The sequence below is a fragment of the Staphylococcus sp. EG-SA-14 genome (genome assembly GCF_017151935.1).
In the GTDB taxonomy this organism is placed as follows: Bacteria; Bacillota; Bacilli; order Staphylococcales; family Staphylococcaceae; genus Staphylococcus; species Staphylococcus aureus.
The window spans coordinates 1-13579 of record NZ_JACVZM010000007.1; the positions used below are offsets into that span (position 1 = coordinate 1).

Genomic DNA, 13579 nt, shown 5'->3' on the forward strand with positions numbered 1-13579 from the left:
TAATTGGAGCCGTTCTTATGGACCTACATGATGAATGGATTTATTCTTCAAGAAAATACATCAATTTTGATAAGTAGAAATGGTAAAAACATTGTATAGCATTTTACACAGGAGTCTGGACTTGACTTTTTTAATTCATTCAATATGACTCAAAACAAGCCAATATGTATTATATTTTTGGTGAATAAACCTTAGCATAACAATTTATGTCTGATTATATATGTGTGTGTGTTTGCAAGTGTGTGATATCAAATGTCATATTTGTCTAATTGTAATTTATAAAATGCATGAGCAATGATTGCTGTAACAAATTCTAGCAAAGTATTCAGTTTGTATTTTAGAAATAAAAATGATGATAGATGTATGATCGATATAAAAGATTTAATATGCACCAAAACGTGAGTAATTGGTTTAATGAAACATAACATGAATGTAAATTTAGCTTACTGACATAAACACTACACAAACATACAGTTATATAAGTCCCCTTATGGAATTTCACATTCTAGTTTACATAATATATATTATAGGAAGTTATATGTGTGTAACGCAAAAGGTACCCTACATCATAATCATTATCTAATATCGTCACATAACTTACTTATGCTATAATCATGGTATTATATTGTTTGGAGTGATTTGATGAGATTTGTCTTTGATATTGATGGTACGCTTTGTTTTGACGGCCGATTAATTGACCAGACTATTATTGATACATTGTTACAATTACAACATGATGGTCATGAACTTATATTTGCATCAGCACGTCCGATTCGTGATTTGTTGCCAGTTTTACCATCAGTATTTCATCAGCACACATTAATTGGCGCAAATGGTGCTATGATTTCACAGCAATCAAAGATTTCTGTTATCAAACCAATTCATACTGATACATATCATCATATCTTCAAAATAATTCAAAAGTATGAGTTAGATTATATTATTGATGATGATTGGAATTATGCTGCACAACTTGACGCTGAGAACGCGATTTTTGAGCGTTTAGATCCACATAAGCTGGCCAGTTGTATTGATGTTGCAAATATCGACACGCCAATCAAGATTATTTTATTAAATATAGACCCGGCACAAATTACAACTATATTAGACGAGCTAGATAAATACCATCAAGAATTGGAAATGATTCACCATTCAAATGAGTATAACATTGATATAACAGCGCAAAATATTAACAAATATACTGCATTACAATATATATTTGATGCAGATGTTAAATATATAGCATTTGGTAATGACCACAATGATATTGTCATGTTACAACATGCTAGTAGTGGCTATATTATAGGACCATCAGAAGCATACACACACGCAATATTGAAACTTGATAAAATCAAACACATCAATAATAATGCACAAGCTATTTGCAAAGTCTTAAAATCATATAAATAAAAACACCCCTATCAAATGATAATCATTATCAATCGATAGGGGCTATTTTAATAAAATTCGTCCTCGAACATTTCTTCCTCTTCATCTAATCCAAATAATTCTGCCATTTCTCCATGTTCAATTAACATGTTTAAATATGCATCGCGGAGTTCTTCTTCACTCATATCATTAATCATTTCTTTAAGACTATCAATCCACATATTTCTGCGTAATTGATAGTCTTCTTCAACTTCGTTTAACATCATTATATGTTTATTTGCTGCTTCTGGACTAGCTGTAAAGAGTAATGCAATCATATGTTTACATATCACTCGTCTTCCATCAGCATGAGGACAATTACATATGGATTTTCTAGGATGTTCCATATCAATATAACAACGATATACTTTGTTGCCACTGCCCTTTACTTCAGCCTCATGCTGCGTTTCTGAAAATGATTTTAAGTTAATGACGCATTCACTTTGATAATAATTAAAGCCTCTTTCTATAGAACGAATACTTGCAATATCAAGTAATCCCATTAATGATACTCCTTTTTATTATTATTTTTAAATAAAGAAAATAAAATCGATAAGTGTCTAGATTAATATACTTGATTCATCTATATTTTATAACAAGTCTAGAATTATCGCATTCTTAAATAGCTAATATGAAAATGCTTGCACCAATTCTTTTGTATAAGGGTGTCTATCAACATTAAATAATTCCTCTATTGCAAAATCATCGACTATCATGCCATCCTTAAGAACGATAATTCTATTAACTAAGCGTTGTAACACGGATAAATCATGAGAAATAACGATAAAATGATTTAAGTTCGTAATCGTTTGCGCTTTTAATATATTGATTACATTTTGTTCAGCTATAACATCTAAATTTGAAGTTATCTCATCACATATTAAAACGCGAGGCTGTGCTAATAACGAACGCATGACATTAAATCTTTGTAATTGTCCGCCACTCACTTCGCTTGGTAATTTAGTCAATAATTGCGCGTTTAACTCAAAAGTAGATAAATGTTGTAATAATAATTGATCCTGAGCAGTATTATCAGTTAGACCTCTGTAATAATATAACGCTTCTTTTAATGAGGTCTCAATCGTCCAATCAGGGTTAAAGCTAGTTAAAGGGTGTTGGAAAATCGGTAACACAGCATTGTCACTTAAGTAAATTTCTCCTTTAACAGGTTTAAACAAGCCAAGAACCAATGAAGCGAGCGTACTTTTACCACAGCCACTTTCGCCTAAAATACCAACATTTTCTCCATCAGGTATAGTAATATTGATATCTTGTAGCACCATCTGCTTTTTATTATAACCAAAAGTCACATGTTTTAACTCAATCATAGTAATCCCTCTTTAATTGTGTTCTATATTTAATTAGACGTTCAGTATACGGATGCAAATGCTCATACTTGAAATGATTAATATTACCTCGTTCAATGATTTGACCTTCTTTTAAAACATAAATGTACTGACAATATTTCAATACATGACTTAAGTTATGTGTGATAATAAATAATGTTTGACCATGTTCTAATACAATATGCTGTAATAAATCCATCACTTGATTACCGTTCAAAGCATCCAATGATGCAACTGGTTCGTCTGCAATGATTAATTTAGGCTCCAACATGAGAACGCTTGCTATGTATACGCGTTCAAGTTGGCCCCCAGAAAGTTGGAAACTATATTTATTTAATATATCTTTGCTTTGTAAATTAACCCACGACAAAGCCTTATCAACTTTGGACAAAGCCTCTTCTTTACTACCTTTATAATGCTTACGATAAATCGCAGTTAACTGTTTACCTAATTTAGTATGGTCGTTAAAACTTTCTGCATAATTTTGAGAAATATAACCAATTGTATGACCATAATATTGACTCAATCTACTAACATTTTCTCCATCAAATTGGTACGAATCATACGTGCACCTTAAATCAAATGGTAAATATTCAAGTAAGGCTTTAGCAATCAAACTTTTCCCAGCGCCGCTCTCTCCAATCAAGGCATTAATCTGTTGACTAAAAATTTTCAAATCAATCCCTTTAATAAGAGATTTCTCACAAGTATTCTTTATTGTTAAATTTTGTATATCAATGAGACTCATCATATTCACCTCGTTGTTTCAGCAATCTATCTCTTAGCGCATCTCCGGTTAAATTAAAAATTAAAATAGTTATAGCAATGACTGAAGCAGGTGCAATCAACATAATTGGATGAGACGAAATAAAATCACGACCTTGTTGCAACATAGCGCCCCACTCTGGTGTTGGCGGTTGTGCACCTAACCCAATAAATGATAGTGAACTTATATATAGAATGATTTTACCGAAATCAACGACCATCAAAACGATAATAGCCGGTATAATTTTAGGTGTTAAATGACGTATTAATATTGTTCTTGTAGGTACATGAAATAATTGTGCCATTTTTATATAAGGCTTATTCATTTCGCTATTAACTATACTTCTAGTCAACCTTGTGTAATTCATCCATTTTATTACTGTAATTGAGATAACTAAATTCCATAAAGATGGTTGAAAAAAGCTTGCTAAAGCAATCATGATGATAAATTCTGGAATACTTAGACCAACATCAATAAACCTTAACACTAATCGTTCAATCCACCCTTTTTTATATCCGGCAAATAGACCTAGTGTAACACCTATGACAACGATAGCTATTAATGTTAAAACAGTAACAAACAATGTTGAACGTGCACCGATAATAATTCGGGTAAATAAATCTCTCCCATAATCATCAGTTCCTAATAAATGCAACCAACTAATAGGTTCAAAAGTTTGTGATAAATTGACTTTGGTTGCATTTTCACTACTGACAAAGAATTGCAGTACAATTACCACAAAAATAAATGCAACGAATACAAAAAATATCAGGTTATTCTTTGAATATATTTTATGCATGGCGGTCACTACTTTCTGATATCAATGGTGTATTGGTTTTGCTTTTTGGATTTCCTAATTGTAAACGCTGCTTCGGATCAAGTAATAACGTTAATAAATCAGCAATCGTATTGATAATAACAACGAAGAAGCCAATAAATAACACGCATCCTTGAATAACAGGATAATCTCGAGATTTAATACTATCCATTAATAGATAACCAATACCAGGTATATCAAATAAATTTTCAATCACTACAGTACCACCTATTAGACTGCCAAGTGAAATCCCTAGTAATGGGATAATCGGCAAAATTGTTGGTTTTAGTAAATCATGAATTAAAATATAACGTTCATTCATACCGCGTAATCTTGATGCTTGTACGATATTACTTTGCAATAACATCAATAAATTAGAACGCACTAAACGAATGATGTATGCACACATACCTAAAGATAGCGTGATTACAGGTAATATAAACTGACTTAGTATAACGCTATCTATATTCATTAAATTTGTGACAATAAATAATAAAATAATACCGATAAAGAACGCTGGTAAACTAATCGATAGTGTTGAGATCACTCTAATCACTTTATCCGTCCACTTATGAAATCGTTTGGCTGCTATAATGCCGAGCGGTATAGATATGCATAACGACACTACTAATGTTGAAAATGATATGAGTAATGTTATGGGTGCATAGTTGAATAATATCTGTGTTACCGGTTCTTTTGATTCAAAACTTTTTCCTAAATTAAAATGTAATAAATGATTCATCCAATGCCACCACTGTACCAATAAAGAATCATTTAATCCCAATTTATCTTTGGTTGCATTTATTTGTTCCGTCGACACTTGTGCTACATCAAGATGTAATATTTTATCAACAGGATTGCCTGGTGATAATTTCATTAAAATGAATGTAAGTGTAGAAATAACAAATAAAACAACTATCATTTGCATCAGTCTATACAACATAGACTTTATTATGAACATAATAGTCCCCCTCCTTGTGTAAGTTACTAACACTTTCTTTTTACATGAGAATGGCGCATGTATATGCAACTTACATATTAAGAACCAACGTTCATTATAGTATTATCCATAAAGAAATTGAAGTATATTTAATTTTTTAACAAAATCATTATAAAATATAATATTTTGAATCAAGTCAACCATGTAAAATATAAAAAAGTCAAAACAAAAACAACTATAGCACTGTATTCCATCTCTTTCGAAATAATTGTTACTGCAGTGTAACTTAAAAGTCGATGATTTTGTGCATATAGTTGTCGAATATTATTTTTTATCTTTACGGCGAAGTTCAGCGCCCTCATAGCCGTATTTTTCAATTTGCTTTTCTAATTTACGCGCTTTTCTTTCTTTACGCCAATTTCTAGTAAAATACCATAATAGAAAACTAATTAATAAACTCATAATCGCTAAAAATGCAGCGTATCCTAATAATGGTTGATATTTTATATCTTGAAAATTTGGAATAAAAAATGCAAGCACACCTAATATAATAAATGTAATTACTGCAGATACAAACCATTTATTTAAAACTAAGCAACAGAATATTGTTAATAAAATCATTATTAATGTTGTGATCCATAAATAATTAGGCATATCGAATAATGTCATATTCATTCTCCTTTTATTTCATTACTTTCCTTGTATACATTTTATTATAAATTTTTAAAAACTTAAACAATAGCAGTCAGTTTCAAGCAATATTCTATCTACTATTAGAAAAATCATTGTTCCTTGCGACATGGAAATCGTAACATTATCGTTTAGGAGACAAAATTATGTATAATGAATGTATTATACCAAAGGAGTGATTATATGTCTCAAGGTTTACCTTTAAGAGAAGATGTTCCTGTTTCAGAAACATGGGATTTAGTAGACTTATTTAAAGATGATCAACAATATTATGAAAGTATTGACGCTCTAGTACAACAAGCAAATCAATTTCATCATACATATGCAACAACATTAAATTCAATCGAACAAATTAATACTGCTTTAGCTGAATTAGAAAATATTTTAATTGCCTTAGATCGCTTAAGTAATTATGCAGAACTACGTTTAAGTGTAGATACTAGTAATATCGAGGCACAAGTATTGAGCGCTAAATTATCTACTACATACGGTAAAATTGTTAGCCAATTATCATTTGTAGAGTCAGAAATACTTGAATTACCAGAAGAAATACTTCAACAATTAGAAGAATCATGTCCATATCAACACTATATTAAACAGTTAATAAAACAAAAGCCATTCCAATTATCTGCGTCGGTAGAACAAGTATTTGCAACTTTATCACCTACGCTAAACAGTCCTTACGATTTATACGGCACGACAAAAATGCTAGATATTACATTCGATTCATTTGAACATGATGGTACAACGTACCCTGTCGACTATGCTACGTTTGAAAATGATTATGAAGATAATAAAGATCCTGAGTTTAGACGTAAAAGTTTCAAATCGTTTAGCGATGGGATTCGAAAATATCAGCATACTACCGCGGCTACATATAATATGCAAGTACAACAAGAAAAAATTGAAGCTGATTTACGTGGATTTGAATCAGTCATCGATTATTTATTACATAGTCAAGAAGTAACGCGTGATATGTTTGACCGTCAAATCGATATGATTATGCGTGACTTGGCACCAGTTATGCAGAAATATGCTAAACTTTTACAACGTATTCACGGATTAGATAACATGCGTTTTGAAGACTTGAAGATTTCTGTAGACCCTGATTATGAACCAGAGATTTCAATTGAAGACTCAAAAAATTATATTTTCGGTGCGTTAAGTGTTTTAGGTGATGACTATACAAACATGTTACGTGAAGCATACGATCAGCGATGGATTGATTTTGCACAAAATAAAGGTAAAGATACAGGCGCATTTTGTGCAAGTCCATACTTTACACATTCATATGTGTTTATTTCTTGGACTGGTAAAATGGCTGAAGCATTTGTCTTAGCACATGAATTAGGTCATGCAGGTCATTTTACATTAGCTCAAAAACATCAACCATATCTTGAATCAGAAGCATCAATGTACTTTGTTGAAGCCCCTTCTACAATGAATGAAATGTTGATGGCCAATTATTTATTTAACACAAGTGATAATCCAAGATTTAAGCGTTGGGTTATTGGCTCAATTTTATCTAGAACATATTATCATAATATGGTTACCCATTTATTAGAAGCTGCTTATCAACGTGAAGTGTATCACAAAGTAGATCAAGGTGAATCTTTAAATGCGCCGACATTAAATGAAATAATGCTAAATGTTTATAAACAATTTTTTGGAGATGCAGTAGATATGACTGAGGGTGCTGAATTAACATGGATGCGTCAACCTCATTACTATATGGGATTATATTCGTATACGTATTCTGCTGGCTTAACAATCGGAACTGTCGTTTCTCAAAAGATTAAAAATGAAGGCCAACCAGCTGTTGATGCTTGGTTAGAAACATTGAAAAAAGGTGGTAGTGTATCACCTGTCGAACTTGCAAACATTGCAGGTGTAGACATTACTACAGAACAGCCACTTAAATCTACAATTAAATATATTTCTGATTTAGTCGATGAAGTTGAAAAATTAACAGATGAAATTGAGCAAGCAAATAACTAAGATGCGAGACAATTTATAGTAGAACAATATAAACCAAGATTTTCACATTACTAATTGTGAGAATCTTGGTTTTTTTGAGGGTTTATGAATAATAGAAATATATATTTATCGTAAGGGATTTTATAGTAATAACTTTAAGTTATTGTTCGTAATGTGTACCTGTTAAATAAAAATAAACACTTTCAGCGATGTTAATAATATGATCACCAATACGTTCTAAATGTCTTGCTGCTAAATGAGCTTGTGCAGCGACAAATGGATCGTTATCAATAAGATACGTTGCGTTAATAATATGACTATATAAGTCATCGATATCTTCATCACGCTCGATTATTTCTCTTATTAATACGGTATCTTTCTTTTTAAATGCTTGATCTAAATCCTTTAACATTAACATAGCTAATTTACCCATTGTCTTTAAACGGGTTAACACATAATCATCTGTAATCTTTGTACGCAATCGAATATTGGCAATACTCGAGGCATTATCTCCTATTCTTTCTAAATCGGAGGCGATTTTTAATGAAGAAATCATCATACGCAAATCACTCGCAATGGGCTGTTGCTTTGTAATTAACATGATAACTCGCTCATTAATATCATAATTTAATTGATTGATATGTTTATCGTTTTTAACTGTTTGTCGTGCAAAGCCTCTATCGTCAATACTTAATGATTTTATACCATTTTCAATACTCACATAGACATTTGCACCTAACCGACGTAATTCTTTTATTAAATCATCAAGTTGCTCCTGATATCGTTGTCTAATTATTGCCATTATATATCAACCAAACCTTCCTGAAATATAATCTTCTGTTTTCTTGTTTGATGGGTTAGAGAAAATTTTATCAGTATCATCATATTCATTGACATAACCATTTAAGAAAAATGCAGTTTTATCTGATACACGAGCTGCTTGTTGCATATTATGTGTAACCATAATAATTGTATACTTTTCTTTTAGTTCTTGAACCAACTCTTCTACTCTTAATGTTGAGATTGGATCTAATGCTGATGTCGGTTCATCCATTAAAATGACTTCAGGTTCAATTGCTAAACAACGCGCGATACAAACACGTTGTTGTTGCCCACCGGATAAACTATATGCATTTGTGTGCAACCTATCCTTTAATTCATCCCAAATTGCAGCGCCACGTAATGATTTCTCAACGATTTCATCAAGAACTTTTTTATTTTTAATACCGTGAATCTTTGGACCGTAAGTAATATTATCGTATATTGATTTTGGAAATGGATTAGGTTGTTGAAAGACCATGCCCACATTTGTACGTAATTGTTCTTTAGAATATTTTTGATCAAAAATGTCTTGATCTCGATATAATATTTTACCAGCTGTTTTCACAGAAGGTACTAACTCAACCATTCGATTCAAAGTTTTAATATATGTTGATTTGCCACAACCAGATGGACCTATAATGGCAGTAATTTGGTTTTCATAAATATCTAAATTAATATTTTGTAATGCATGATTTTCGCCATACCATAAGTCTAAATTTTGTGTTGAATATATAACAGAATGTGAGTTTGTATCATCTGGTGTTTTATGATGACTTTGTGAGACATCAAACGTATGACTTTGAGATATTTGTTTAGTTTGTGCAAGTGTTTGCGCCATATTTAAAACTCCCTTTTTAATAGATAAATGAGATTGATTGTTTAAATTAGAATTTTTTACTAAATTTGTTACGTAAAATAATCGCAACGCCATTCATTAAGATTAAGATAACTAGTAAAACGATAATGCCTGCCGATGCAACATTCTGGAATTCTTCTTGAGGCATTTTCGCCCAAGTAAATATTTGGATTGGTAATGCTGAAAATTGATCCAATATACTTCTAGGTGTTGCCAATAATATAGTCGGTATACCGATTAGCACAAGTGGCGCTGTTTCTCCCAGTGCTCTTGAAAGAGACAAAATGAATCCAGTTAAAATACCAGGTAACGCTGCTGGTAAGACAACACGTCTTATCGTTTGCCATTTATTAGCACCTAAACCATAAGAAGCTTCGCGTACTGAGTTAGGTACAGCTCTAATTGCTTCCTGACTTGAAACAATAATAATTGGTAATATCAGTAAGGTCATTGTTAGCGCTGCTGCCAATATACTGTTACCCATTTTCAAGGCTTCAATCCCCGCACCACCAACGAACAAAGTGTAACCTAATAACCCAAATACAACTGATGGTACACCAGCTAAATTGGAAATACTGATTTTAACAAACTGAGTAAATTTGTTGTTTTTCGCATATTCTTCTAAGTATATAGCTGTACCTATTCCTAGGATGATTGATAATGGAATGATACTTAACATTAACCAAAGTGAACCGATTAACGCGCCTTTAACGCCAGCCATAGATGGTGTTGAAGAAGAAAAATTAGTGAAAAACTGTAAATTTAAATGACTTACCCCTTTAATCAATGTTTGAGTTAACAACGCAATAAGTACGACAAGTCCTAATAATGTACATGCTAAAAATATGAGTTTGAACACTTTATTTTTAACCGTTCTGGATGATAAATGTTTTTGGACAAGTTGTTGATCGACGAGTGATTGTCTATTATTATCTGTCGTTTCCATATTAATACTCCTCCCTAAAACGCTTAGAAATCCACTGAGAAAGTAAATTCATGATTAAGGTAAAGATAAATAGTGTGAACCCTACAGCATAAATACTGTAATAAATATTTGATCCAAATGTTGCATCACCTGTCGCTATCTCAACAATATATCCAGTCATTGTTTGAATCGAACTTGTTAAACTTAATGAAGCTGTTGGCGAACTACCTGCCGCTAATGATACAATCATCGTTTCTCCAATTGCTCTTGAAATCGCGAGAACGATTGAAGCTACAATACCTGATGTTGCTGCGGGAAGTACGACTTTAGTTGCTACTTCTAATTTAGTTGCTCCAAGTCCATAGGCACCTTCTCGAATTTTATTTGGTACAGATGCCATTGCATCCTCACTCAAACTTGTGATGAGAGGGACAATCATAATACCGACAACTAAGCCGGGACTTATAGCATTAAACTCTCCAAGACCTGGTATGAAAGATCTTAATACTGGTGTAACAAAGGTTAATGCAAAGAAACCAAACACAATTGTTGGTATTCCTGCTAAAATTTCTAATATCGGTTTAATTATGCGTCGTGCACGGTCACTTGCATATTCACTTAAATAAATTGCTGCACCAAGCCCGACTGGAACTGCAAATATAGTCGCAATAACTGTGATTTTTAAAGTCCCTATTATCAATGCCCAGATACCAAACTTAGGGTCTGAACCGGTAGGATTCCAAGTAGTAGAAAATAGAAATTCAGTTATTGGAATTCTGGTGAAAAAAGTGATGGTTTCTAAAAGCAATGTGATTAATATACCTAGTGTTGTTAAAATGGAAATCGCTGAAATTGCGGCTAAAATAACTGGTATAATTTTGTCATTATGCTTCCCTTTTTTATTATTATTTTTTTCGATTAAAGCTTTAACATTAGTAGATGAAGTCATAATCAAACCTCTTTCTATTACTCCCAAAATAATTAGATTTGTAAAATAATGATGAACCACTATTTTAAGTTGATAAGCTTGTAGACTAACTGAATGTCAAAATCAGCGTCTCGATAAATCAAGCTTTGTACTCTAAATAATGATTCACCATCAAAATCATGTTTCAAGACACATTTGAAATTGCGTCTTATTATTTTTTGTCTTCAGACTTTTTATCATCAGATTTCTTGTCGTCTGATTTTTGATTTTTATCAATAAATGCTTTTAAATCATCTAATTGTGATTTGTATGTTTTCTCTGGTGCTGCTACATATCCAGCTTCTTCAGCTGCTTTACCTTTATCTTCTAAGACGAATTTGATAAATTCTGACATTACTTTATTATCTTTCAATGCTTTTTCATTTACATAAATGAATAATGGTCTACTTAATGCATAAGAGTTATCTTGAATTGTTTTTTTCGTAGGCTCTGTTGCTTTACCATTTTCATCTTTGATTTTAACTTCTTTTAATTTATCTTTATTTTGAACGTAGAAGTTATATCCAAAGTATCCGATTCCCTCTTTGTTTTTCGTTACAGAAGAAACGATAGCATTTGTATCAGCATTTTTTTCTGCTTTAATATCTTCTTTATTCATTACTTCATTTTCAAAGAAGTCATAAGTACCATGACTTGAGTTTGGTGATACAGCATTTATTTTTTTATCTGGCCATTTACTATTAACATCTTTCCATGTTTTAGCTTTTCCAGAATAAATTGCTTTTAATTGCTGTTTGTCTAATTCATCCACAAAATCATTTTCTTTATTTACAGCAACCGTTACACCATCTTGCGCAATTTTGAATTCTTTGTATTTGATATTCTTATCTTGTAATTTTTGCTTCTCTTCATCTTTAATTGGTCTAGAAGCATCAGCGAAGTCGATATCTCCTGCAATGAATTTTTGGAAACCAGCACCTGTACCAGCTTGTCCTGCTGAGATTTTAGCATCCGAGTGATCTTGAGCCCATTTTTCATTTAATTTCTCCACAATTGGTGCTACTGTTGATGAGCCATCACCTTTAGCTTCCCCTTTTAAATCACTATTACCACTGCCACCATTACCGCCACCACAAGCACCTAATAATAGTGTTGCACCTAAAGCTGTAGTACCAACAAATTGCCATTTTTTCATTGAAATATCCTCCCTGTATGAACAACAAATAGTATTTGTATTGATTACATCTTTATCTTAACCTTGAATTATTAACCTCATTTTTAGAAACTGTAAATGTTACATAAAAATTTGTTAAGAAAATGTAAATATTAATTTTTGTTAATCTAAAAAATATTGCTTCATTAGTAAAATTAAAATGCTTCCTGAAGAATTATCGAAATTTAAATATGAATACAAAAATGGCTGGGACATAAATCCCTAAAAAAACAGCAGTAAGATAATTTTCAATTAGAAAATATCTTACTGCTGTTCTCTATTTATACAATACTTCGTATTGAATGGCTTCGCTTTGCCCGTCTGGCACATTACTGTAAAATTCTATAAATAGAATTTTTGATGACGGGTCCCTTCCTATGGTGCCGTCTCAGCCACCCCAACCGGCACATTGTTGTAAGCTGACTATATGTCAGCTTCTGTGTTGGGGCCCCTGTCTTCGACTGGCACTGCTCCCTCAGGAGTCTCGCCATTAATACTACGTATTAACATGTAATTTTACTTTGAAATACATTAAAGCCCAAATTAATCAAAAGCTTTCTGAACCAGAAACGAAAAAAATCTATAGTCATAGAAAAATTTATGTAGAGCCTGTTTTTGGATTTATGAAGGTTATTTTGGGTTTCACTCGAATGTCAGTTCGAGGAATAAATAAAGTTAAACGAGAGCTAGGTTTTGTATTAATGGCACTTAATATAAGGAAAATAGCAGCTCAACGAGCTGTACATTATAAAATACATATCAAAAAAGCTAATTTCCATCAAATAATTAATAGAAATCAGCTTTTTTACATTGCCTAAGAACTTAATGTCCCAGCCTATTCGTTTGAATTATTTAATTTTTTACTTTGAAA

14 protein-coding genes and 1 pseudogene are annotated in these 13579 nt (G+C 31.9%); 3 read left to right on the top strand and 12 right to left on the bottom strand.

Annotated elements, in window-relative coordinates:
• The first annotated feature begins 642 nt into the window (after positions 1 to 642).
• Positions 643 to 1410 carry a Cof-type HAD-IIB family hydrolase gene (locus IDG63_RS06015; protein ID WP_001213019.1) on the top strand — a complete coding sequence of 256 codons (768 nt, stop codon included), beginning with the start codon at positions 643 to 645 and terminating at the stop codon, positions 1408 to 1410.
• Positions 1411 to 1457: 47 nt separating this feature from the next.
• Here IDG63_RS06015 and IDG63_RS06020 read toward each other — a convergent pair whose 3' ends face one another.
• The 7 genes from IDG63_RS06020 to IDG63_RS06050 all read right to left on the bottom strand — a co-directional run bounded on the left by IDG63_RS06020 (position 1458) and on the right by IDG63_RS06050 (position 5966).
• On the bottom strand, positions 1458 to 1931 hold the full coding sequence (locus tag IDG63_RS06020; RefSeq protein ID WP_000523665.1) for an SWIM zinc finger family protein: 474 nt from the start codon (positions 1929 to 1931) through the stop codon (positions 1458 to 1460).
• Between the two features lie 123 nt (positions 1932 to 2054).
• A complete protein-coding gene (locus IDG63_RS06025) occupies positions 2055 to 2756 on the bottom strand; it encodes an ABC transporter ATP-binding protein (protein ID WP_000571258.1) in 702 nt (233 codons plus the stop codon).
• The gene (locus tag IDG63_RS06030; RefSeq protein WP_000052309.1) at positions 2749 to 3522 is read right to left on the bottom strand and encodes an ATP-binding cassette domain-containing protein; all 774 of its coding nucleotides are present in this window, start codon (positions 3520 to 3522) and stop codon (positions 2749 to 2751) included. Before IDG63_RS06030 ends, IDG63_RS06025 begins: the two co-directional genes overlap by 8 nt.
• The gene (gene nikC, locus IDG63_RS06035) at positions 3509 to 4339 is read right to left on the bottom strand and encodes a nickel transporter permease (RefSeq protein WP_000549031.1); all 831 of its coding nucleotides are present in this window, start codon (positions 4337 to 4339) and stop codon (positions 3509 to 3511) included. The genes IDG63_RS06030 and nikC overlap by 14 nt, the downstream gene beginning before the upstream one ends.
• Positions 4332 to 5318 (bottom strand): nickel ABC transporter permease, encoded by a 987-nt coding sequence (gene nikB, locus IDG63_RS06040; RefSeq protein WP_000469952.1) that lies wholly within the window; start codon positions 5316 to 5318, stop codon positions 4332 to 4334. The genes nikC and nikB overlap by 8 nt, the downstream gene beginning before the upstream one ends.
• A gap of 170 nt (positions 5319 to 5488) precedes the next feature.
• Positions 5489 to 5674 carry a hypothetical protein gene (locus IDG63_RS06045; protein WP_001791844.1) on the bottom strand — a complete coding sequence of 62 codons (186 nt, stop codon included), beginning with the start codon at positions 5672 to 5674 and terminating at the stop codon, positions 5489 to 5491.
• Positions 5622 to 5966 (bottom strand): hypothetical protein, encoded by a 345-nt coding sequence (locus tag IDG63_RS06050; RefSeq protein ID WP_000171794.1) that lies wholly within the window; start codon positions 5964 to 5966, stop codon positions 5622 to 5624. The genes IDG63_RS06045 and IDG63_RS06050 overlap by 53 nt, the downstream gene beginning before the upstream one ends.
• A 204-nt stretch (positions 5967 to 6170) precedes the next feature.
• Between IDG63_RS06050 and pepF the strand changes: the two genes are divergently transcribed.
• Positions 6171 to 7985: an oligoendopeptidase F gene (gene pepF / locus IDG63_RS06055; RefSeq protein WP_000077563.1), complete on the top strand. Its 1815-nt coding sequence runs from the start codon at positions 6171 to 6173 to the stop codon at positions 7983 to 7985.
• A gap of 139 nt (positions 7986 to 8124) precedes the next feature.
• Here pepF and phoU read toward each other — a convergent pair whose 3' ends face one another.
• The 5 genes from phoU to IDG63_RS06080 form a co-directional block, all read right to left on the bottom strand.
• Positions 8125 to 8766 carry a phosphate signaling complex protein PhoU gene (gene phoU / locus IDG63_RS06060; RefSeq protein WP_000974847.1) on the bottom strand — a complete coding sequence of 214 codons (642 nt, stop codon included), beginning with the start codon at positions 8764 to 8766 and terminating at the stop codon, positions 8125 to 8127.
• Positions 8767 to 8772: 6 nt separating this feature from the next.
• Positions 8773 to 9624, bottom strand: coding sequence for a phosphate ABC transporter ATP-binding protein PstB (gene pstB / locus IDG63_RS06065; protein ID WP_000079447.1), 852 nt, complete (start codon positions 9622 to 9624; stop codon positions 8773 to 8775).
• A gap of 46 nt (positions 9625 to 9670) precedes the next feature.
• Complete coding sequence (pstA, locus tag IDG63_RS06070) at positions 9671 to 10588, bottom strand: phosphate ABC transporter permease PstA (protein ID WP_000450297.1); 918 nt, start codon at positions 10586 to 10588, stop codon at positions 9671 to 9673.
• A 1-nt stretch (position 10589) separates the two neighbouring features.
• Entirely contained in the window at positions 10590 to 11516 is a 927-nt protein-coding gene (pstC, locus tag IDG63_RS06075) for a phosphate ABC transporter permease subunit PstC (RefSeq protein WP_000204625.1), read from the bottom strand.
• Positions 11517 to 11706: 190 nt separating this feature from the next.
• A complete protein-coding gene (locus IDG63_RS06080) occupies positions 11707 to 12690 on the bottom strand; it encodes a phosphate ABC transporter substrate-binding protein PstS (RefSeq protein WP_000759232.1) in 984 nt (327 codons plus the stop codon).
• A 545-nt stretch (positions 12691 to 13235) separates the two neighbouring features.
• Here IDG63_RS06080 and IDG63_RS06085 point away from each other — a divergent pair.
• A pseudogene (locus IDG63_RS06085) lies at positions 13236 to 13526 on the top strand (transposase); the annotation flags it as partial.
• Between the last annotated feature and the right edge of the window lie 53 nt (positions 13527 to 13579).